The sequence below is a fragment of the Corynebacterium sp. HMSC074A01 genome (assembly GCF_001831515.1).
Classification (GTDB): Bacteria; Actinomycetota; Actinomycetes; order Mycobacteriales; family Mycobacteriaceae; genus Corynebacterium.
The window spans coordinates 154,586-174,858 of sequence record NZ_KV825628.1 but is presented as its reverse complement, the minus strand read 5'-3'; the positions used below and the strand labels follow the sequence as shown (position 1 = coordinate 174,858).

The 20,273-nt window shown below is 68.1% G+C and carries 18 protein-coding genes, 1 other RNA gene and 1 pseudogene; 15 read left to right on the top strand and 5 right to left on the bottom strand.

All coding sequences use genetic code 11. The annotated features are described in order from the left end of the window. The first annotated feature begins 17 nt into the window (after positions 1-17). The 5 genes from HMPREF2550_RS09540 to HMPREF2550_RS09520 all read left to right on the top strand — a co-directional run bounded on the left by HMPREF2550_RS09540 (position 18) and on the right by HMPREF2550_RS09520 (position 4,842). On the top strand, positions 18-1,163 hold the full coding sequence (locus tag HMPREF2550_RS09540) for a Nif3-like dinuclear metal center hexameric protein (protein ID WP_070790831.1): 1,146 nt from the start codon (positions 18-20) through the stop codon (positions 1,161-1,163). Between the two features lie 19 nt (positions 1,164-1,182). Then, a complete protein-coding gene (locus tag HMPREF2550_RS09535; RefSeq protein ID WP_070764150.1) occupies positions 1,183-1,872 on the top strand; it encodes a zinc ribbon domain-containing protein in 690 nt (229 codons plus the stop codon). After that, entirely contained in the window at positions 1,873-2,988 is a 1,116-nt protein-coding gene (locus tag HMPREF2550_RS09530; RefSeq protein ID WP_070790830.1) for a bifunctional RNase H/acid phosphatase, read from the top strand. Positions 2,989-3,009: 21 nt separating this feature from the next. Next, an RNA gene (gene rnpB / locus HMPREF2550_RS09525) (RNase P RNA component class A) lies at positions 3,010-3,410 on the top strand. Between the two features lie 46 nt (positions 3,411-3,456). Continuing rightward, positions 3,457-4,842, top strand: coding sequence for an RNB domain-containing ribonuclease (locus HMPREF2550_RS09520; protein ID WP_070790829.1), 1,386 nt, complete (start codon positions 3,457-3,459; stop codon positions 4,840-4,842). Here HMPREF2550_RS09520 and HMPREF2550_RS09515 read toward each other — a convergent pair. Next, complete coding sequence (locus HMPREF2550_RS09515; protein WP_070790828.1) at positions 4,839-6,044, bottom strand: galactokinase family protein; 1,206 nt, start codon at positions 6,042-6,044, stop codon at positions 4,839-4,841. The two genes, HMPREF2550_RS09520 and HMPREF2550_RS09515, sit on opposite strands and share 4 nt — an antisense overlap. Positions 6,045-6,141: 97 nt before the next feature. Here HMPREF2550_RS09515 and HMPREF2550_RS09510 point away from each other — a divergent pair, with 97 nt between their 5' ends. Continuing rightward, positions 6,142-6,321, top strand: a complete 180-nt coding sequence (locus HMPREF2550_RS09510; protein ID WP_070790827.1) for a hypothetical protein — start codon at positions 6,142-6,144, stop codon at positions 6,319-6,321. Here the strand turns inward: HMPREF2550_RS09510 and HMPREF2550_RS09505 are convergent. Beyond that, a complete protein-coding gene (locus HMPREF2550_RS09505; RefSeq protein ID WP_083319879.1) occupies positions 6,318-7,796 on the bottom strand; it encodes a CYTH and CHAD domain-containing protein in 1,479 nt (492 codons plus the stop codon). The genes HMPREF2550_RS09510 and HMPREF2550_RS09505 overlap by 4 nt on opposite strands. A gap of 55 nt (positions 7,797-7,851) precedes the next feature. Between HMPREF2550_RS09505 and HMPREF2550_RS09500 the strand changes: the two genes are divergently transcribed. Genes HMPREF2550_RS09500 through HMPREF2550_RS09490 form a run of 3 tightly spaced genes read left to right on the top strand, consistent with a single transcriptional unit; the run spans position 7,852 to position 12,487 of the window. After that, positions 7,852-9,186 (top strand): glutamine synthetase family protein, encoded by a 1,335-nt coding sequence (locus tag HMPREF2550_RS09500; RefSeq protein WP_070790826.1) that lies wholly within the window; start codon positions 7,852-7,854, stop codon positions 9,184-9,186. Further along, entirely contained in the window at positions 9,187-12,213 is a 3,027-nt protein-coding gene (locus tag HMPREF2550_RS09495; protein ID WP_070790825.1) for a bifunctional [glutamine synthetase] adenylyltransferase/[glutamine synthetase]-adenylyl-L-tyrosine phosphorylase, read from the top strand. A gap of 16 nt (positions 12,214-12,229) precedes the next feature. Beyond that, complete coding sequence (locus HMPREF2550_RS09490; RefSeq protein WP_070790824.1) at positions 12,230-12,487, top strand: hypothetical protein; 258 nt, start codon at positions 12,230-12,232, stop codon at positions 12,485-12,487. On the opposite strand, the gene HMPREF2550_RS09485 is transcribed toward HMPREF2550_RS09490, so the two are convergent. Both HMPREF2550_RS09485 and HMPREF2550_RS09480 read right to left on the bottom strand, forming a co-directional pair. Continuing rightward, complete coding sequence (locus HMPREF2550_RS09485) at positions 12,459-13,793, bottom strand: MFS transporter (protein ID WP_070790823.1); 1,335 nt, start codon at positions 13,791-13,793, stop codon at positions 12,459-12,461. The two genes, HMPREF2550_RS09490 and HMPREF2550_RS09485, sit on opposite strands and share 29 nt — an antisense overlap. Before the next feature lie 39 nt (positions 13,794-13,832). Continuing rightward, entirely contained in the window at positions 13,833-15,143 is a 1,311-nt protein-coding gene (locus HMPREF2550_RS09480) for an MFS transporter (protein WP_070790822.1), read from the bottom strand. Positions 15,144-15,208: 65 nt separating this feature from the next. Here HMPREF2550_RS09480 and thrC point away from each other — a divergent pair, with 65 nt between their 5' ends. Genes thrC through HMPREF2550_RS09470 form a run of 3 tightly spaced genes read left to right on the top strand, consistent with a single transcriptional unit; the run spans position 15,209 to position 17,821 of the window. Continuing rightward, entirely contained in the window at positions 15,209-16,651 is a 1,443-nt protein-coding gene (gene thrC, locus HMPREF2550_RS09475) for a threonine synthase (RefSeq protein WP_070790821.1), read from the top strand. 11 nt (positions 16,652-16,662) lie between these two features. Beyond that, positions 16,663-16,788 (top strand): hypothetical protein, encoded by a 126-nt coding sequence (locus tag HMPREF2550_RS12550; RefSeq protein WP_256380818.1) that lies wholly within the window; start codon positions 16,663-16,665, stop codon positions 16,786-16,788. Continuing rightward, positions 16,781-17,821, top strand: a complete 1,041-nt coding sequence (locus HMPREF2550_RS09470; protein WP_246819794.1) for a S1 family peptidase — start codon at positions 16,781-16,783, stop codon at positions 17,819-17,821. The genes HMPREF2550_RS12550 and HMPREF2550_RS09470 overlap by 8 nt, the downstream gene beginning before the upstream one ends. 5 nt (positions 17,822-17,826) lie before the next feature. Here the strand turns inward: HMPREF2550_RS09470 and HMPREF2550_RS09465 are convergent, their stop codons facing one another. Further along, positions 17,827-18,525, bottom strand: coding sequence for a hypothetical protein (locus HMPREF2550_RS09465; protein WP_070790820.1), 699 nt, complete (start codon positions 18,523-18,525; stop codon positions 17,827-17,829). Positions 18,526-18,584: 59 nt separating this feature from the next. On the opposite strand from HMPREF2550_RS09465, the gene HMPREF2550_RS09460 reads away from it, so the two are divergent. From HMPREF2550_RS09460 to HMPREF2550_RS12355, 3 genes and pseudogenes are all read left to right on the top strand, one after another. After that, positions 18,585-19,109: an NUDIX hydrolase gene (locus HMPREF2550_RS09460; RefSeq protein WP_070790819.1), complete on the top strand. Its 525-nt coding sequence runs from the start codon at positions 18,585-18,587 to the stop codon at positions 19,107-19,109. Beyond that, entirely contained in the window at positions 19,106-19,690 is a 585-nt protein-coding gene (locus HMPREF2550_RS09455; RefSeq protein WP_070790818.1) for a glycoside hydrolase family 25 protein, read from the top strand. Before HMPREF2550_RS09460 ends, HMPREF2550_RS09455 begins: the two co-directional genes overlap by 4 nt. 11 nt (positions 19,691-19,701) lie before the next feature. Further along, a pseudogene (locus HMPREF2550_RS12355) lies at positions 19,702-20,273 on the top strand (hypothetical protein); the annotation flags it as partial.

Below are 20,273 nucleotides of genomic sequence, written 5' to 3'. Positions count from 1 at the left end.
TTTGTAGGCTGGTTGCCATGACTGTCGTAGCTGATGTTGTTCGCGCACTCGAGACCGCCTACCCGCCGCAGCTTGCCGAGAGCTGGGATGCAGTGGGGCTGATCTGCGGCGACCCGGACGCCGAGGTGGAAAAGGTCGCCTTCGCTCTCGATTGCACCCAGGAGGTCGCTGAGGCCGCGGTCGCCGCCGGCGCGCAGATGCTGGTTGTGCACCACCCGCTGCTCATGCGCGGGGTGACCTCGGTGGCGGCGAACACGCCGAAGGGCAAGGTCGTCCACACCCTGATTTCCGGCGGCTGCGCCCTGTTCGCCGCGCACACGAACGCCGACTCCGCCCGCCCGGGTGTCTCCGACGTGCTCGCCGAGCTCATCGGCGTGCGCCCCGGCCGCCCGATCAAGCCGATTTTCTTGAACGGCACCGACAAGTGGGGCGTGCACGTCCCGCCGAAGGATGCGGACGGGCTCAAGCGCGAGCTCTTCCACGCCGGCGCTGGCGCGATCGGCAACTACCGCGAGTGCGCGTTCAGCCACGAGGGCACCGGCGAATTCACCCCCGTCGAGGGCGCCGACCCCACCGATGGCCAGGTGGGCAAGCACTACACCGCGCGCGAGGTCCGCGTCGAGTTCGTCGCCCCCACGAAGCTGCGCGCAAAGCTTATCGACGCCCTGCGCACCGCCCCCCCCTACGAAGACCCCGCCTTCGACATCGTCCAGCTCGCCGAGCCGGAAGGCACCCGCGACCTGGAAACCGCCTACGGCCTAGGCCGCGTCGGCGAGCTGGACACACCGATGACGCTGCGCGAGTTCACCCAGCAGGTCGCCGACGCCCTGCCCGAGACCGTCTGGGGCGTACGCGCCGCCGGCGACCCGGACCAAATGGTGCAGAAGGTGGCGGTCTCCTCCGGCTCGGGCGATAGCTTCCTTGCCGATGCCGCGAAGCTCGGCGTGGACGTGTACGTCACCTCGGACCTGCGCCACCACCCCGTCGACGAGCACCTGCGCGCGGGTGGGCCCGCGGTGATCGATACGGCGCACTGGGCGAGCGAGTTTCCGTGGACGCAGCAGGCGGCGAGTATCGTTGAGCCGCTAGGCGTTGAAACCCAGGTGCTGGATATCCGCACCGACCCGTGGACGGTGTCCGCACACCCGAACGCTAAGAACTAGAAAGAGGTAAGGAGCAACCGTGAAGCTTTCCGCTACCGAGCAGCCGGTGCTACTGGAGCTGGCGCAGGCCGACCGCGTGGCCGCGCACCCGGATTCCGCACGCCCCGAGGAACAAGAGCTGGAGAAGCTGCTGAAGCAGCGCAAGGACCTGCAGGCCGCCTCCGCGGCCGCACAGATGGCCGTGGACGACATGGAGCTGGAGATCCTGCGCATCCAGGAAGACGAGCGCAAGCTGAAGAAGCGCGAGCTCGACGACAAGCGCCAACTCAGCGCCGAGACGAACCCGGAGCGCCGCAAGGACTTGGAGCACGACCGCTACGCCGCCAAGTCGCGCATCGCCGACCTGCTTTCCGAGCTTAAAGAGGCCCACAACGAGATCGCCGCACTGCGCAACAACCGCGACAACCACGGTGCGCGCTTGGACGAGATCGACCGCAAGGTCGAGGCCGCCCGCCGCGCCGTCGAGGCGCTGCCAGTGCGCGAAGAGGTGGACACGGGTGCCCTGCGGGCCAAGCTGCCCGCAGACGTCCTCGAGGCCTACGACTCGGTCGGCGCCGCCGCCTTCAACGGCCGCACCTGCAACGGCTGCTTCATCCAGCTGCCCGCCACCGAGCGCGCCGAGGTGATGAGCGCGGATCCGGACACCGTGCCGCACTGCCCGAACTGCGACACCCTGCTCGTACGCGTCAAGCCGAACCCGGAGGCGTAGATGAAGGTCGCAGTCTTTACCGACGGCGGCTCGCGCGGCAACCCCGGCGTCGCCGGCTCCGGCGCTGTGCTTTACGACGAGTCCGGCGCAACCCTCGCCGAAATCGTCTACGTTGTGGGGGCGAAATCCTCCAACAACGTCGCCGAGTACCACGGCCTGCTGCGCGGGCTCGAGGCCGCCGCCGAGCTGGGCGCGACCGAGGTCGCGGTGTCCATGGACTCCAAGCTCGTCGTCGAGCAGATGAACGGGCGCTGGAAGATCAAGCACCCCGACATGCAAAAGCTGGCCATGCAGGCCCGCAAACTTGCTGGCTCCTTCGAGCGCGTCACCTACACCTGGGTGCCGCGCGCGAAGAACAAGAAAGCCGACGAGCTGTCCAACCTCGCGATGGACGCCGCCGAAAAGGACGGCACCCCGCGCATCGTTGAAACTGGCAGCGCCGCCGCGGCGAAGAAAGCCGAAGCCCCGCACGCTGCCGCGCTCGTCCACGGCGCAACCGACACCCCGCGCACCCGCTTCATCCTGCTGCGCCACGGCCAGACCGAGCACTCCGCCGAGCACCGCCTGTCCGGCGTCTCCAACCCGGAGCTGACCGAGCTGGGACGCGAGCAGGCGCGCCGGGCCGCCGAAGCACTGCGTAGCTTCGGACCGATCGACGCGATCGTGGCCTCCCCGCAGACCCGCGCCCAGCAGACGGCACAGGCGGCGGCCGACGCGCTCGGCTTCGACAGCTTCGAGACCGTCGACGGTTTCCGCGAGATCAACTTCGGCGACTTCGAGGGGCTGACCCGCAAAGAGGCGCAGGAAAAGGATGGGGAGGCGTTTGGGGCCTGGGAGGCGTCGATAAGCAAAGCCCCTCCGAACGGCGAATCGATCACCGCGCTGCATCGGCGGGTGACCCGTGCGCGGCTGAAGCTGCAGGAGCAGCGCGAGGGGCAGACGATCCTGGTGGTGACCCACATGATGCCGATCAAATCCGTGATCCGGCAGGGCCTCGGCTCCGGCGCGGAGGTGTTCACGCACAGCTTCCTCGACCTGGCCAGCATTTCCGTGGTGGATTTCTGGGCCGATTTTGGCGTCGTGCGCTGCGTCAACGACGTTGCGCACCACCGGTAGGGTATAGTGACGCCTTGCGAATGAGTCGGCCGGGTGACCGCGGCTGCCCGTACCGCCGCGCATGCGGGCTGGCGGGCGGCCGAGGAAAGTCCGGACTCCACAGGGCACGGTGGTTGCTAACAGCAACCCGGAGCGATCCGCGGGAAAGTGCAACAGAAAGTAGACCGCCCGGCGCACGCCGGGTCAGGGTGAAAGGGTGCGGTAAGAGCGCACCGGCGCTGATGGTGACATCGGCGGCCAGGTAAACCCCACCGGGAGCAAGGCAAGAATCCGCGCTGTTTAAAGCGGGGATCGTCGGACGCGATGAGGCTGCCCGCCCATGTCCGAAGGTAGCTGCTTGAGGCGCCCAGCGATGGGTGGCCCAGATGGATGGTCACCGCCCTTAAAGGGTACAGAATCCGGCTCATAGGCCGGCTCATTCGCCTTTTGTACAGCGCGCTGCGTGCGCGTCTGGCACGATGGCGGGGTATGAAACTGTATGCCGCGCCGCTGAACTTTCGCGCCATCGCGCGCGAATTTTCCGTCCCCACCGATTTCGCGCCACCGGTGCTCGAGGAAGCGGCGCAGCTGAAAGACCAATTTGCCGCCGCGCGTATCGACGCCCGCTCGATCCCCCTTGTCACCATCGACCCGCCCGGCTCACGCGACCTGGACCAGGCCGTACACATCGCCGCGCGCGGTGCCGGTTACACCGTCACCTACGCGATCGCGGATGTCGCAGCCTTCGTCGAGCCCGCGGGCGCGGTCAAGGACGAGTCGCTGAACCGCGGGCAGACGATCTACCTGCCCGACGAACCCGCGCGCCTGCACCCGCCGAGCTTAAGTGAAGACACCGCTTCGCTGCTTCCCGACGTCGACCGCCCCGCCGTTTTGTGGACCTTCGAACTCGACCAGCGCGGCGAAGTTGAGCACGCCCACGTCGAGCGTGCACTGGTGCACTCGGTGGCGCGCCTGGACTACGAGGGGGTCCACGCCGATTTCGAGGCGGGCACGCCGCACCCGTCGATTGCGCTGTTGCCGGAGGTGGGGCGGCTGCGGCAGGGGAGTTCGTTGCGTCGAAAAGCGATCAACCTGCGGCTGCCTAGCGTGCGCGTGGGCGGCGATGAGGACGCCTTTGAGCTGTTCATCGAGCCGCGGCACCCGGTGATGGACTACAACTCGGAAGTTTCACTGCTGACGGGCATGGTTGCAGGCCGGATGATGGTCGAGGCCGGCGTCGGCTTCCTGCGCACGCTCGGGCCCGCGACGCGTGAGGCGGAGGCGGAGTTTCGGCGCGAGGCCGCGAACTTGGGCTACGAGGTCACAGGCGAGATCGGCGAGTTCCTCGCGGGCATCGACGCGGACACGCCACGCGGCATGGCCATGATGCGCGAGGCCCAAAAGCTGCTGCGCGGGGCGGGCTACGTCGACCTGGCGGAGAAGGATGCGGAGGTCCACGCCGGGATCGGCGGCTACTACAGCCACGTCACCGCCCCGCTGCGTCGGCTGATCGACCGCTACGCCACCGAGGTCTGCCTGGCGATTTGCGCCGGGACAGACATACCCGAGTGGGTGTACGCAGACGCCCCGCGGGTGCTGAAAACGATGGGACGGACCTCGCAACTGGCGCACACCGTGGATAAAGCCTGCCTCAACCTCACCGAGGCGACCGTGCTCGCACCCTGGGTCGGCCACAACTTCAACGGGGTTACCCTGCAGGTCAACGACGCCGACGAAGCCCGCATCTTCATCGCCGACCCGCCGGTGCTTGCGCCCTCGCACGGCGCGCCGGGGGAGGGCACCGAGACGAAGTTCTCGCTCGTGCGCGCCGACGCCGCCGCGCGCGAGGTGGCCTTCGCCTGGCCGGCCGACTAGTCCTCGAGACCGGCGGTGCGCCCCGGCGTAATCTCCACGATGTCGAAGTCCTTCGCCATCGTGCGCGCGAAATCGTCGGCATCGCGCACCGATACCAGGGCGAGCACTGCCTTCGAGGTACCGGTGGCCGCCGGCCGCGCCGCGAGCGCCCCGCGCGTCTTACACAGCTGCACCAGCGCGTCCGGCAATGCGATGCCGCGCATCTCGGTCGGGGAGTTGACCAGGGTAAACAGGTCGTTCGTGTGCCGCGAGCGCAGCGCCTTGGCCACGGCCATGCTGCGCAGCGTCTCCGCCTCGCAGAAGTGCACCCAGGCGCGCGCCTTCTCCGGCGTCGGCGCGGTCTCGTCGCCGACGGTGCGGCGCGCGGTGACCCACTCGACGACGCGCTCGATGGCGTCGGGAAGCTTGCGTAGCGAGGTGACGCCGAAGTTGGCGCACGCGGCGTCGATAAACGCGCGGTGCTCGGCGATGCGGGCGACCTCGCCGTCGTCTGCCTCGCCGAACTTCTCCGCCACCGAGAAGATGCGCACGCCCTCGCGGCCGGGGTGCGGCGCCTCGGTGAGCGAGCCGTCGGCGTAGTCGATCACCGCGATGCCGGTGCCGCTTGCGCGCAGGGCCGCGGTGTGGCGCGAGCGCAGGCCGGTGAGCGAGGAGTAGGAGTCGACGGCCTGGGAGGCGATGTCGGCCAGGCGGGCGCGGAAGGGTGCGTCGTCGATCTCTGCGTGGCCGGCTGCAAGCGCGAGGCACATTGCCGCATCGGCCGCCCACAGCGCGCCGAGGCCGGCGCCCAGTGGAATGTCGGAGACAACCGTGACGTCCAGGCCCGCGGTGTCGCGGGAGAGCACCTGGCGCTGGATGAGCTGGTGGACCAGCCCGCCCCAGCGCTTGGCCAGCGGGTGGTCGGCGTCGGCGGGCTCGCCGAGCGGGGCGGTGGCCACGACGTCCTCGGAGGCGGGTGCGGATGCGGCGAAGACGAGCTGGTTGTCATCGCGCGGGCTGACCGCCACCGCCGCGCGCAGGCTGGACAGGCCGATCAGCGTGGTGCCGCCGAAGTGGTCGACGTTCTCGCCGGCCAAAATCCACGTCGCCGGGGCGCTCGCCACGTGTTCGGGCGCGCCGCCGGTGCGCTTTTTATGCGCTTCACGTGCGCGATCCGCCACCGGGGTGGCGTGCTGGGCGGTCGGGTCGGTCCACAAAGACATACGGCGTTCTCTCCAGTCGGTTGGCGTGAAACCCCAGACTACCAACCGCGCGCGGCGGGTAGGGTGGGGCGAAAACCCCTGAAGCAAAGGAGCAGCAATGGCTGACGACAAGTTCTACTTCAACCCCACCACCGGCGAGGTCACCCAGGGCAAGGTCGCCTCCTGGGATAACCGCATGGGCCCCTACGACACCCGCGAGGAGGCCGCGCACGCCCTCGAGATCGCAGCCCAACGCAACAAAGCCGCCGACGAGGCGGATGAGGCCTGGGAAGACTAGAGCTTCTTCAACGCCTTCTTCACCTTCTTCATCGCCTTCGGGTAGCCGGCGAGCGCGGCCCGGCCGAGCTCGAGTTCCCGCTGGTAGAGCACCCCGTAGGCAAAGGTGTCCTCGCCGCGGGCGTGCGCGGCATGCGCTAGGCGCACGAGGTGCTCGCGCGTGGTGACCGAGTCCTGGAAGTCCCCAAGCACCGACTGCAGGTTCACGCACGCTTTGACCAGCGGCTTCGTCTTCAGCCCGGAATCGGATGCGGCGACCGCAGCGTAGCGCAGCTTCTTCGCCGCCTTGCGCACGGCGTGCACGTACGCCTCGCGCTCGGCCAGCGGCAGTGAGGCGTCGTCGGCGTACTTTTCCATCTTCGCGTGGCGCTTCTTCAGCTTCTTGTAGGCACCGCGCAGCTGCGCGTAGAGCTCAGCGTCGGTCTGCTCGCCGGCCCGCTGCAGCTTATCGACGTCCACCAGCAACCCCCCAAACCGCTCCGAGTCCAACATCTGCACAATCTCGGCGTGCGCCGCCGCGTAGACCTCGCGCATATCGCGGTTGAGGTTCGCCGCGGTGGCGGCATCGATGGTGCCGGTCTCGTCGGTGGCGACCAGGTCGCGGATGCGCTGCTCGACGACTTCCGCGTCCCGCGCGACGCCCAGCACCGCGGCCGCGTGCTTGAGTTCGGCTTCCAGGTGGGCGACGTCGGTGCCGCTGTAGGCACCTTCGAAGGTCTCCAGCAGCGAGCGCATCGTGCGGGTGGACACGCGCATCTGGTGCACGGCGTCCTCCTCGTCGGCGCGCACGCGCGGGGCGTAGTCGACGATCCTGTCTCGTGTCTCGCGAAGCGCCGCGTCAACCGGCCCGGCCGGCAGGCTGTCTCCGAGTGCTTTGACCAGCTTCGACGGCGCATCCGCCGGGCGCGCGCCCGCCGCCAGCATCGCCTCGGAGGCGTTGTTGAGCAGCGTCTCTCCGGCCTCGGTACCTGCGACCGCCTCGGTCAGCTCCAGCTCCCACTCGCGCCAGGACTGCTTCTGGCCGCCGGGCAGGAAGGACTCGGAAGTGACGTGGTCGTCGCAGAACTCGGCATACGCGATGCCATCCTTGCTCAGCACCGATTCGACGCGGCGGTTGTCCACCTGCGCGATCTTCACCAGCGGCGCATCACCAATCACCGATGAGACCGCGTCGAGGAGCTCAGCCGGGACCTCTGCATCGGAAGCATCCGCCAGCGGCACCTGCAGCTCGCGGCGCGCGCCGCCTTCGCCCGGAAACTTGACGTGCCAGCCGTCGTCGGTGCCGCCGGTGCGGCGACGCAGCACGGTTTTTGCGTGCGTGAGCCGCAGGTCTTCGGTGTCGAAGTAGGTGGCGGAGAGGTTGTGGGTGGTGGTGGAGGTGATGGACAGCGTGGCGTCGACAAGCGGGGGGCCCGGCGGCTTGACCCCCTCCTCGACGGCGAACTTGACCTCAACTTCCAAAACTTCCTGCGGCATAATTCCTCTCCTCACATCGACTCAACTCCAAGCCTAGCGCCGCTACAGTGGGGGTATGAACACTCAACAGGAAGACGTGCTGCGCAAGGTCGAACAACAGGACATCGCCTTTTTGCGGCTGTGGTTCACCGACATCTTCGGCTCGCTGAAGACCGTGATGATGTCGCCCGCCGAGCTGGAATCCGCCTTCGAGGAGGGGGCGGGCTTCGACGGCTCGTCGATCGAGGGCTTTACCCGCATCTCCGAGTCCGACACCCTGCTCAAACCCGACCCGTCGACGTATCAGGCGCTGCCTTTCGACGAGGATTCCGGGCTGCAGACCGGGCGCATGTTCTGCGACATTACAATGCCCGACGGCGAGCCGCTCTACAGTGACCCGCGCCAGGTGCTGCGGCGCCAGATCGAAAACGCCCGCGACATGGGATTTGAGTTCGTGGCCAGCCCCGAGATCGAGTTCTACGTGGTCAAACCCTTCGAACCCGGCGAGCGCCCCCGGCCCGCCGACCTGGGCGGCTACTTCGACCAGGCCAAGCGCAACGAGGCTCCGAAGCTGCGTCGCCAGGCGATTGCCGCGCTGGAATACATGGGTATTGTCACCGAGTTTTCCCACCACGAGGCCAGCGCCGGCCAGCAGGAGATCGACCTCCGGCACACCGACGCGCTGACCATGGCCGACAACGTGCTGACCTTCCGCTACATCGTGAAAACGGTCGCGGAGGCCAACGGCGTACATGCCACGTTCATGCCCAAGCCGTTTCCGCACAAGGACGGCTCGGCGATGCACACGCACTTCTCCCTGTTCGAAGGCGACGAAAACGCCTTCCACGACCCGGACGATGAGATCAGCCTGTCTCGCACCGGCCGCCAGTTCATCGCCGGCATCATCGAGCATGCCAACGAGATCTCCGCGCTGACCAATCAGTACGTCAACTCGTATAAGCGCCTGCAGTTCGGCTCCGAGGCGCCCACCGCCGCGACCTGGGGCGTGTCGAACCGGTCCGCGATGGTGCGCGTGCCCACCTACCGGCTGCACAAGGCGGAGTCGCGCCGCATCGAGGTCCGCTCCCTCGACTCGGCCGCCAACCCGTACCTGGCGTATGCCGCCGTGCTCGCCGCCGGCCTGCGCGGGATTTCCGAGGGCTACGAGCTCGACGAGCCGGCCCGCGACGACGTCTTTGCGCTCACCCGCCGCGAGCGCCGCGCGATGGGGTACCGCGACTTGCCGAACTCGCTCGACCAGGCGCTGCGCTACCTCGAGCAGTCCGAGTTCATGGCGGAGGTGCTCGGCGAGCAGGTCTTCGAGTACTTCCTGCGCGCCAAATGGGACGAGTGGCACGACTACACCAGCCAGGTCACGCCCTGGGAGCTCGACAGCGGGATGGATCTGTAAATGGCGCTTCCCACCCCGGCCAAACTCGGGCTCGCTTCGCCGCGCGCCGCGCAAGACATCGAGGAGCTTTCGCTTGACGACGCCGCACTGCTTTGGACCCTTGCCGGCGCCGGCGACCCCGACCTCGCCCTCAATACCGCGCACCGGTTTGCCGGCGCGCTGCCGTCCGAATGGGGCGAAGTCCGCGCGGCGCTCGCGGCCGACCCGGCGTTCTGCACCCGCTTCTTCGCGCTGCTCGGCGGCTCGACGGCGCTCTCGGACCACCTCGTGGCCAACCCGCACCTGTGGCGCGAGCTCGCCGCCCCGCTGCCGACCGAGGAGGAGATGCGCGAGGCGATGCTTCGCGCGGTGGAGGCCGAGCACATCGAGGAGGCAACCTACCGCGCGGGCGCGCGCTTTTCCGACAAGCACGCCGCCAAGGACGCGCTGCGCGAGACCTACCGCACCCTCATGATGCGCATTGCCGCCGCCGACCTCGCGGGCACGTTCACCCCGCTCAAGGGCCACGGCGGCACTTCGCCTTTGGGGTATTCGCGCACCACCGCACTGCTCACCGCGCTTGCCGACGCCGCCCTGACCGCAGCCCTCGCCGTCGCCATCCGCCAGGTCTACGGCGACGACGACCCCGACACCGCGCTTGCCGTGCTGGCGCTGGGCAAGTGCGGCGCTCGCGAGCTGAACTACATCTCGGACGTCGACGTCATCTTCGTCGCCGAGGACGCCACCGCCAAAGCCACGCGTACCGCCAGCGAGTTCATGCAGCTGGGCACTGCCTGCTTCTTCGAAGTGGACGCGAATCTGCGCCCCGAGGGCAAGGCGGGCGCGCTCGTGCGCACGCTGGACAGCCACGTGACCTACTACAAGCGCTGGGCGGAGACCTGGGAGTTCCAGGCGCTGCTCAAGGCCCGCCCGCTGACCGGCGCGCTCTCGCTGGGGGAGGCTTACGTCGAAAAGCTTGCGTCTTTGGTGTGGGAGGCCTCCCAGCGCGAATCCTTCGTCGAGGACGTGCAGGCGATGCGCCGGCGCGTGCTGGACAACGTGCCCGAATCGCTGCGCCAGCGCGAGCTCAAACTCGGCGAGGGCGGCTTGCGCGACGTCGAGTTCGCCGTGCAACTGCTGCAGCTCGTCCACGGCCGCATCGACGAGAGTCTGCGCGAGCCGAACACGGTCGAGGCCCTGACTTCGCTTATGGTTGGCGGCTACGTCGGCCGCGAGGACACCGACAAACTCATCCGCGCCTACGAGTTCCTCCGCCTGCTCGAGCACCGCCTCCAGCTGCAGCGCTTCAAGCGCACCCACCAGCTGCCCGCCGCCGACGACGTCAAGCGCCTGCGCTGGCTCGCCCGCACCGCCGGCTTCCAGGCCACGGCGCGCCACACCGCCGTCGAGGAGATGCAGCGTGCACTTTCACAGCTGCGCCGGGTGGTGGCGAACCTGCACGAGCGCCTCTTCTACCGCCCGCTGCTCGAGGCCGTCGTCGACCTGTCGATCGGCGAGGCCACCTTCTCCGCCGACGCCGTCAAAGCGCAGCTCGCCGCGCTCGGCTACCGCCACCCAACGCGCGCCTACGACCACCTCAACGCCCTGGTCAAGGGCACCTCGCGCAAAGCGAAGCTGCAAGCGATCCTCCTGCCCACCCTCATGCACTGGCTCGCCGGTACCGCGGACCCCGGCGCGGGCCTGCTCAACTACCGCAAGCTCTCCGACGCCGCCATCGACCGCAGCTGGTTCCTCCGCATGCTTCGCGACGAGGGCGTCGTCGGCATGCGCCTCATGCACATCCTCGGCAACTCGCCGTACACCTCCGACCTGATCATCTCCGCCCCCGATGTGGTCAAGCTGCTCGGCGACGGCTCCAGCGGTCCGCGCCTGCTCGAGCCCGCGCCCGACCAGGTGCACAAGGCGATCATCAACTCGGCCAATAGGCACCGCGACAACCCGGACAAGGCGGTCGCCGTGGCGCGCTCGCTGCGCCGCGCGGAGCTGGCGCGCATCGCCTCGGCCGACCTGCTCGGCATGATGGACGTGCGCCAGGTCTGCACCGAGCTGACCATCGTGTGGGAGGCGGTGCTGCAGGCTGCGCTCGAGTCCGAGATCCACGCCGACCTTGTGGAACAGGGCCTGAGCGCGCAACCCGCCCGCATCGCGTTTATTGGCATGGGCCGACTCGGCGGCGCGGAGCTGGGCTACGGCTCGGACGCCGACGTGATGGTCGTGGCGGAGCCAGTGGGGGAGACGACGGAAGCCGACGCCACCGCCTGGGCCGCCCGCATCGTCGACCAGATGCGCAAACGCCTGGCCAAGCCTTCCGACGACCCGCCGCTCGAGGTGGACCTCGGCCTGCGCCCGGAGGGCCGCTCCGGGGCGGTGGCGCGCACGATCGCTTCCTACGAGCGCTACTACAGCGAGTGGGGCGAAGTCTGGGAGAAGCAGGCGCTGCAGCGCGCCACCGTGGTCGCGGGACACACGGCAACCGGCGAGGCCTTCCTCCACATGATCGACCAGTTCCGCTACCCCGCAGGCGGGGCCAGCCGGGCGGACATCCGCGAGATCCGCCGCATCAAGGCCCGCGTGGACAACGAGCGCCTCCCGCGCGGCGCCGACCGCGCCACCCACACCAAGCTGGGCCGCGGCGCGCTCGCCGACGTCGAGTGGACTGTCCAACTGCTCACCATGATGCACGCCCACAAACACCAGGGCCTGCACACGACCTCCACCCTGGACGCGCTCGACTTCCTCGCTGAGCTCGACGACCCGGCCGTGCTGCCTGCAGAGCAGGCGGAGATCCTGCGCACCGCGTGGCTCACGGCCACCCGCGCCCGCAGCGCGCTCGTGTTGGTCTCGGGCAAGCGCACCGACCAGCTGCCCGCGCCGGGCCCGCAGCTCGCGCAGGTGGCGGGCTCCGCCGGCTACGACCCGGACCAGCAGCAGCAGTTCCTAGAGGACTACCTGCGCATCACGCGCCGGGCGCACCAAGTCATCGAGGAGGTGTTCTGGGGAGAGCCGCCCACCCGCGAGTTCGATTGAGCCTAGAGTGGGGGACATGGCTGTGCACTTTTCAATCGATTTAAACGACGCGACGTTTGCGGACTTGGTGGCGCTGGTGGAGGGGGCGCGTGTGGCGGGCGTCGACAAGCATGCCCGGCTCGAGCTCGAGGACACCACGCTTACGCTCGAGGTCGAGCCCGACACCCGCCGCGCCGCCACCACGCGGACGGAGACCCAGCTGCCGCAGCTGGGGGACGCAGCGATCCGCTCGGTCGTGGACATCCTTACCGGGCGTCAGGAGCCTCCACGCTGACGATCTTGACGGCCGGGCGCATGACCCGCTTCGCTTTTCGACGCGACACGAGCAGACCCACCAGCAACACCGCCGCCGTGACATAGAAGGCGATCCACGCGTGCTGGAAGTCGGCCCACTGGTAGGTCTGGCCGTGCGCCGAGTGGTCGAGCAGCACGCCGACCGACTGCGCGGCGATCATGCAGGAGACGAACCCACCCATGTTCGCCAGGCCCGTGCCGGTGGCAACCATGCTGGCGGGCAGGTGCTCGCGCACCGCGTCGAAGCCGAAGTTCGATGTCGGCACGCACAGGCCCATGAGCACCGCGACCACGAGGATCGCGCCGAAACCGCGTGGGGCATCGGAGGCGAAAAACACCATCCAGGCCACTGGCGTGACCGCGCCTAAGATGAGCGCGGCGAGGTCGCGGTTGGCTCCCATGCGCGCCGACAGCGCGCCGATCGGCGGGGCGGCGACCACGTTGACCACGGTGAACGCAATGAGCACGGTGCCCGCCTGGGCTTCGGAAAGGCCCATGCCGAGCGTCATCAGTGGTACACCCCATAGCAGGGTGAAGCTGAACATCCAGAAGATGCACCAGCCGTGGATGAAGAACGCCTCCCACGTCACCGGGGAGCGCACGACCGTGCCCAGGATCTGAGACAGCGGCATCGCGGTCGAGGACTCCTGCTTCTGCTGCTTGATCTCGCGGCGCTGGCCGGGCGTCATCTCCGCCCACTCGGGGGTGTCCGCCACCGCGATCGCGGCGAGGATGGCAATGAGCAGGCCGAGCGCACCCAGCGAGACGAACGCCACCGTCCAGCCCTTCGCGGACAGCAGCGCGAAGAACGGCACGGCGGAAAGGAACTGGCCGACCTGGCCGACTGCGGCGGTCAGCTGGGTAAACAGCGGAGTTTTCCTTGGCGGGAACCAGTAAGGCAAAATACGCATGGCGGATAAGAACGCGGTGGCGTCGCCCGCGCCGATGAGCACGCGCGCGGCGAGCGCGACCCCGTAGCTTGTGGTCAGGCCGAGCGTGATCTGGCCGACCGCCATCACGATCGCGCCGACGACCAGCATGAACCGCGGGCCCAGCTTGTCGATGAGCAAGCCGGTCGGGATCTGCGCCGCGGCGTACACGCCGACCTGCACCGCGGTGAACACGGCGATGCGGGAAGCGTCGACGCCGAAACGGTCGATCGCCTCCACGCTGGCCACGCCAAACGACGTGCGCCCCAAGATGGCGACGGCGTACACCGCGACCGCCCCAAACCACACAAAAAGCGCCTTGGATGTGATCTGCTCGCGAGGGTGAACATTTGCCATGGCAGCCTATGCTAATCCCCGGCGCGGCGTTATGCGCAATTATGTGCGGGCGACGATGGGGACGTGGCGGGTGATGCGTGTGGCGCGGCGTCGAGAAGCGAGCAGCCCGGTCAGGCACACCGCTGCCGTGCCGAAGAAGGCGAGCCAGGCGAAGCGGAAATCAGCCCACGTAAACGCTGTGCCATCCAGTAGCACCCCGACGAGCTGCGAGCCGACCATGCAGGCGATGAACCCGCCCATGTTCGCCAGGCCTGTGCCGGTGGCCACCATCTCGGCGGGCAGGTACTCGCGCAGGGTGTCGAAACCGAAGTTGCCCGCGGGCATACACAGGCCGAGCAGCGACGTCACCACTAGCGCGGCGGTAAACCCGCGCGGTTCGGCAGACGCGAAGAACACCGCGAACGCCACTGGCACGATCGCGCCGATCCACAGCGCGGCGAGATCGCGGCGCACCCCGAGGCGCGCCGAGACCACGCCCATGAGCGGGGCGGCGATCACGTTGCCCACGCTAAACAGGATCAGGGCGGTGCCGGCCTGCGCCTCGGAAAGCCCCATCCCCTGGGTCATCAGCGGCACGCCCCACAGCAGGGAGAAGGAGAACATCCAGAAGATCCCCCAGCCGTGAATGAAAAAGGCCTCCCACGCGATAGGCGAGCGCACCACCGTGCGCAACGTAAACGCGAGCGGCACACGCTGGGCCCGTTTCTGCGCGTGCACTTCTCGACGCTGCTCGCGCGTCATCGCCGACCACTCCGGCGAATCCGACACCACCACCGCGGCCACCAGCGCCACGAGCACGCCGAGCGCGCCGAGCGAGACGAACGCGACCGTCCAGCCGCGCGCACCGAGCAGCGCGAGGAAGGGCACTGCGGAGAGGAACTGCCCGAGCTGGCCGAGCGCGCCGGTCAGCTGCGTGTACAGTGGCGTCTTTGTCGGCGGGAACCAGTAGGGGAGGATGCGCATGACGGAGAGGAACGCGGTGGCGTCGCCAAGCCCGATGCACGCGCGGGCGGCGAGTGCGAGACCGTAACTTGTGGTCAAACCCAGGGTGATCTGGCCTGCGGCCATCACCAGCGCGCCGGTGACCAGCATGAAGCGCGGACCGAGCCGGTCGATCGCTAGGCCGGTCGGCACCTGGGCCGCGGCGTACACGCCGACCTGCACTGCGGTGAACACGGCGATGCGGGAGGCGCTGACCTCGAAGCGCGCCATCGCGTCCATGCTGGCCACTCCAAAGGAGGTCCGGCCGAAGATCGCCACGATATAGACGGCGACCGCGCCCCACCAGACGGCGAGCGCGGTGCGTGTGACCTTCTCGCGCGGGTGATACGACACCGTAGTTTTCTTCATGCGCCGCACACTAACATTCACGCATTCGACCCGCCGCGGGGGTGCGTCCCGTAAGCTTGACGGCCGTGGATTACATTTCGACTCGCGACCAGACCGCCACCCCGCACAAGTTCACCGACATCCTGCTCGGGGGCTTAAGCGCCGACGGCGGCTTGTTCATGCCCGCCACCTACCCGCGCCTAACGCCCGCGCTTCTCGACGAGTGGCGGACCCTCCTGCGCGACAAGGGGTATGCCGCCCTGGCCGCCGAGGTAGTGAAGCTTTTCGTGGACGACATCCCGGACTCCGCGATCGAGGAACTTACGGCCAAGGCCTACCACACCCCGAAGTTCGCGCACCCGGACATCGTGCCGGTCACCGAACTGGACGAGAAGCTCTCGATCGCGCACCTGTCCGAGGGTCCGACCGCGGCGTTTAAGGACATGGCGATGCAGCTGCTCGGCGAGCTCTTCGAGTACGAGCTTGCCCGCCGCGGCGAAACGCTCACCATCCTGGGCGCGACCTCGGGCGATACCGGCTCGTCCGCCGAGTACGCGATGCGCGGCCGCGAGGGCATCCGCGTGTTCATGCTCACCCCGGCCGGCCGCATGACGCCCTTCCAGCAGGCGCAGATGTTCGGCCTGGACGACCCGAATATCTTCAACATCGCCCTCGACGGCGTCTTCGACGACTGCCAGGACGTGGTGAAAGAGGTCAACGCGGACGCCGCTTTCAAGGCGAAGTACTCGATCGGCGCGGTCAACTCGATCAACTGGGCGCGCCTGCTCGCGCAGACGGTCTACTACATCTCCACCTACCTGCGCGTGACTTCATCGAACGAGGAGCGCATCTCGTTTTCGGTGCCGACGGGCAACTTCGGTGATGTGTGCGCGGGGCACGTCGTCAAGCAGATGGGCCTGCCCATCGACCGTCTGATCGTGGCGACGAACGAAAACGACGTGCTCGACGAGTTCTTCCGCACCGGCAACTACCGCCCGCGCTCGGCGGCCGAGACCCAGGCGACGTCCTCGCCGTCGATGGACATCTCCAAGGCCTCCAACTTCGAGCGCATGCTTTTCGACGCCCTCTCGCGCGACGCCGCCACCACCGCCCACCTCTTCGGCACCAAGGTCAAGGAGGGCGGCTTCGGCCTGGACGAGATGGGCGGTAAGCAGGTGCTCGAGCGCATCCGCGAGGACTTCGGCTTCGCCTCCGGCTCTTCCACGCACGCCGACCGTCTCGCCACCATCAAGCAGACGTGGGAAGAGTATGGGGTGATGGTCGACCCGCACACCGCCGACGGCGTCCACGTCGCCCGCGGCCTGGCCGACGAGGTGGACACGCGCATCGTCGTGCTGGAAACCGCGCTGCCGGTGAAGTTCGCCGACACGATCGTCGAGGCGATCGGTCGCGAGCCCGAGGTACCGGAGCGCTTCGCCCACATCATGGACGGCGCGCGCCACGTCACCGACCTGCCCAACGATGCGGAGCGGGTCAAGCAGTACATCGCAGACAACGCTGAGAAGTAAAGGAGCGCCCAATGTCACAGGAACAGTTCGCAGGACCCGACTACTTCACTGAGTTCGACCCAGAGAAGTTCTTGCGCGACATCAAGATCCAGGCGGAAGAAGCCAAGGAGGGCGCCGACTCGGAGCAGCGTGACTGACCCCACACAACCCGGGACGCATTACCCGGCCGGCGGCTACGGCCCAGGCGACAACGAGGCCCGCAAATACCAGCCCGCCCACGGCGAGCAGTGGACCTTCCCCACGCCCGTGCAACCGGTGAAGCGCAGCCACAACGCCGCGTGGGCGCTGTGCGTGGTTGCCGCTGTGCTGCTCGTCGCCACGGTGGTGTGGGCTGGGCTGCAGACCCCGCAGGCACCGTCGATAAGCAGCGCCGAGCAAGACGCCCGCGAATCGGTGCAGACCCCGCGCGAGCAGGACGCGGCCGCCAGCGAAAACCAGGTCCGCGTGCCCGCGTTTGCCCTATGGGCACCCGGCACGCGCATCCAGTCCACCGACCACAAGCCCGCGCCGGGGGAGAGCTTTACCGCCCAGTCGTGCACGACGGCGCTGAGCTTTACCGACGCCGCCGGCGACCACTACGCGGTGACCGCCGGCCACTGCGGGCGCGTCGGCGATTTCGTGTGGCCGACCAACGCCACGCACGCCTACGACTACGCCCGCGAGGTCGGCCACTTCATCTACTCCGGGCTCTACAGCGGTGACGGTTCGGCGGCGGACGGGGTCGACGTGGGCATCATCAAGATCACCGACCCGGAGCGCTACATGGAGGTCATCGGCGACCCGATCCCCACCGGCGTTGCCGAGCACATCCCGCCGGTCGAGCGCGTCTGCAAAACGGGCGCGACCACCGGTTACACCTGCGGCGAGTTCGTGGACACGCAGCGGGTACAAATCGTCAACGCGGGTGCCGACGAGGACCGCGAAACCTTCGGCGACATCGCCAGCGTCTGCGCGGCAGCCGGCGACTCCGGCGGGCCCGTCTTCACCGAGATCCACGGCCGCGCCGTGATCATCGGCGTCGTCTCCGGCACCGAAGCCGGCCGCAGCGAGGAGGACTGTTGGGAGGGGATGGAGGACCCGAAGCTCATGTCCTACTCAAACGTCGAGCAGCTCATGACGGTGATCAACCACGTCGTCCCCGACGCGGTCTGGGAGCACCAGACCTGGTAGGTGCCTTACAGGCCCCACTTTTCGCGGAACGCTGCGCCCGTTGGCTCGTGCTTGAAGGTGTGCGGGCGCGAGGGGCGTGCCTCCATGATGGTCAGCTCCTCGGGGCCAAACGCTTCAAAGGTTGCCCGGTCGAGGTAGGGCCGCAGCCCGAACTCCTCCCAGGCGGGGCGCAGGTCCTCTCCGTCGGCGTCGAGCCACGTGAGTGTTGCGAGCCGGCCGCCGGACTTTTCCAGGTTGTTGGTCACGGTCACTGAGTCCGCGCCGTGGTCTGCGCCGAAGTGCAACAGCTCGTCGAGCGTCTGCGGCGGCACGGTGGAAAAGCAGAAGCCGAGCAGCTCGAAGCGCATGTTATCGGTCGTGCGCAGCGTGAGTGTGTCGACGCAGTTCTGCTCGAGCAGGCGGGAGAGGTGGCCGGTGGCGTCGGGGTCGGTAAACGCGGCGTCGCTAAGCGTGCCCTGCACAGCGACCCCGGTTGAGGTGGCGGCGACGCGCGCATCGGCGATCACCCCGGGACGGATGCTGGCGGTGACATTCGCCGCATCGGCGGGCGCCGGGTTCCATGCGCGCACTGGCGCGGCGGGCGCGTTGGCCTCCGCGGACTGGCGGTAGCTGGTCAGCGCCGCGATCATGACCACGAGCGCGATGAGCAGCGCGCCGTAGCCGGCGATGAACGCTGCTTTGGGTACTCGCTTCAGGGTCTGCATCGCCGCTTAGCCTAGTCGACGTAGACTCGAAGACCACACCGACGCGAAAGGATGTCACCGTGCCAATTCCGGAATTTATCGTGGAGATCCGCAAAAAGATCGGCCACGACCCGCTGTGGCTGCCGGCAGTCGCCGCGATTGTCCTGCGCGACTCCGCCGACCAGTCCGCCTGGGCCGTGCCCGAGGTGCTGCTCGTGCGGCGCGCGGACAACGGAAAGTGGACGCCGATCACGGGGATCGCCGACCCCGGCGAGCAGCCGCACGACGCGGCGGTGCGCGAGGTACGCGAGGAGACTGGCATCGAGGCCACGCCCGCAGCGATCCTGGGGGCTGGCTCGGTCGGCCCGGTCGTGCACGCGAACGGCGACAAGGCCAGTTACATGTCGGTGCAGCTGCGGCTCGAGCCGTCCGATCCGGCCGCGGAGCCGGTGGTTGGCGACGACGAGTCGGTCGAGGTCGGCTGGTTCCCGATCTCGCGCATGCCTGTCACCGACCCGAAGTGGCGCCTGGTCATTGCCGATGCGGCGGCGCAGCGCAGGCACCCGGCGTCGTTTACGCCGCGGATGGGGCTTTCCAAGCGGTGAGGCTCGGCGTCGACTGCTCCGAGTACCAGGCCGGCCTCGACTTTTCCGGCTTCGACTTCGCGATCCTGCGCACCACCGACGGCACCTACCAGGACCCGTGCTTCGCGCAGCTGCTCGCTGATGCTTCGGCCGCCGGCTGCGCGCTGGCCACGTATCACTTTTTGCGCAGCCCGTCTGAGGGCACCACGATCGCCGAGCAGGTCGACGCGGCGCTCGATGTCCTCGGGCCGCACCGGCTGCCGATGTGGCTCGATGTGGAGTCTCCCGCGGGGCTTTCGCTTGCCGACGTCCGCAACGCCCACGCCACCTTCCGCACCGCCGGCGTGCCCGTGGCCGGGGTGTATACGAATGCCCGCTACTGGCGACGCCACATGTGCCTAGCTAACCCGGCCGAATTCGGAGCACTGTGGCTCGCGCAGTGGGGCGACAACACGGTCACCGATCCGGCGCTGCTGGGCGTGTGGCCTTCTCCGCTGGGTATGCCGCGGCCGCAGCTGTGGCAGTTCACCTCGCGTGGGCGCGTCGGCGGGATTGAGGTCGATTTGAACCTAGCGGTTGCGGGGGTTTCCGGCCTGCGCTAGGTTGTGGGCTTATGGGGGATCAACAACAATTACGGGCCTTTTTGGCCTTCAAAGCAGGGGGAATCGGCGCACTCCGGCTTGTCTACGAGGCAGGCCTCGACAGCGATGCGCTTGTCGGCATGGGCGCGGCCGACGACTACGCAGACACGCTCGTGCGCCTTGCCCGCCGGTTTTTCCGGCCTACCAGCCACTCGCGCTACCAACTCGAAGCACGTACTGCGGCAGAAGCTAACCGCCACTGCATCGAAACGCTCGAGCTGATTGAGCGCACCGCACGACGGATCACGAATCCCACGAAGCGCTGGGAGTACACCGCGCAGCTATGCGCCACCGAGGGTGATACCACCACCATCAGCAAAAAGGCCACCCGGCTGCGCAAAGACTACCTGCCACCACGCCCGCCGCAAGACGGGGTGCGCATCCAGCGCAGCGAGATGCACGACAAGTTCATCATTCGGCTCACCGGCCCTACCAACGACTTACAGGACCTTGTCACCACGTTTGAGACCCCCGGCGAAGACGGCAAACCGATTGATCCGATCGACTGGTTAGTCAACAACCGCCACATCGTCCAAGCACCGGT

What these genes read in the sequence shown, in the direction of transcription:
- HMPREF2550_RS09530 (WP_070790830.1), top strand. Translation starts at nt 1,873, where the DNA reads ATGAAGGTCGCAGTCTTTACCGACGGCGGCTCGCGCGGCAACCCCGGC.
- HMPREF2550_RS12550 (WP_256380818.1), top strand. Translation starts at nt 16,663, where the DNA reads ATGTCACAGGAACAGTTCGCAGGACCCGACTACTTCACTGAGTTCGAC.
- HMPREF2550_RS09510 (WP_070790827.1), top strand. Translation starts at nt 6,142, where the DNA reads ATGGCTGACGACAAGTTCTACTTCAACCCCACCACCGGCGAGGTCACC.
- HMPREF2550_RS09480 (WP_070790822.1), bottom strand. Translation starts at nt 15,143, where the DNA reads ATGAAGAAAACTACGGTGTCGTATCACCCGCGCGAGAAGGTCACACGC.
- HMPREF2550_RS09500 (WP_070790826.1), top strand. Translation starts at nt 7,852, where the DNA reads ATGAACACTCAACAGGAAGACGTGCTGCGCAAGGTCGAACAACAGGAC.
- HMPREF2550_RS09485 (WP_070790823.1), bottom strand. Translation starts at nt 13,793, where the DNA reads ATGGCAAATGTTCACCCTCGCGAGCAGATCACATCCAAGGCGCTTTTT.
- HMPREF2550_RS09520 (WP_070790829.1), top strand. Translation starts at nt 3,457, where the DNA reads ATGAAACTGTATGCCGCGCCGCTGAACTTTCGCGCCATCGCGCGCGAA.
- HMPREF2550_RS09505 (WP_083319879.1), bottom strand. Translation starts at nt 7,796, where the DNA reads ATGCCGCAGGAAGTTTTGGAAGTTGAGGTCAAGTTCGCCGTCGAGGAG.
- HMPREF2550_RS09515 (WP_070790828.1), bottom strand. Translation starts at nt 6,044, where the DNA reads ATGTCTTTGTGGACCGACCCGACCGCCCAGCACGCCACCCCGGTGGCG.
- HMPREF2550_RS09465 (WP_070790820.1), bottom strand. Translation starts at nt 18,525, where the DNA reads ATGCAGACCCTGAAGCGAGTACCCAAAGCAGCGTTCATCGCCGGCTAC.
- HMPREF2550_RS09490 (WP_070790824.1), top strand. Translation starts at nt 12,230, where the DNA reads ATGGCTGTGCACTTTTCAATCGATTTAAACGACGCGACGTTTGCGGAC.
- HMPREF2550_RS09495 (WP_070790825.1), top strand. Translation starts at nt 9,187, where the DNA reads ATGGCGCTTCCCACCCCGGCCAAACTCGGGCTCGCTTCGCCGCGCGCC.
- HMPREF2550_RS09540 (WP_070790831.1), top strand. Translation starts at nt 18, where the DNA reads ATGACTGTCGTAGCTGATGTTGTTCGCGCACTCGAGACCGCCTACCCG.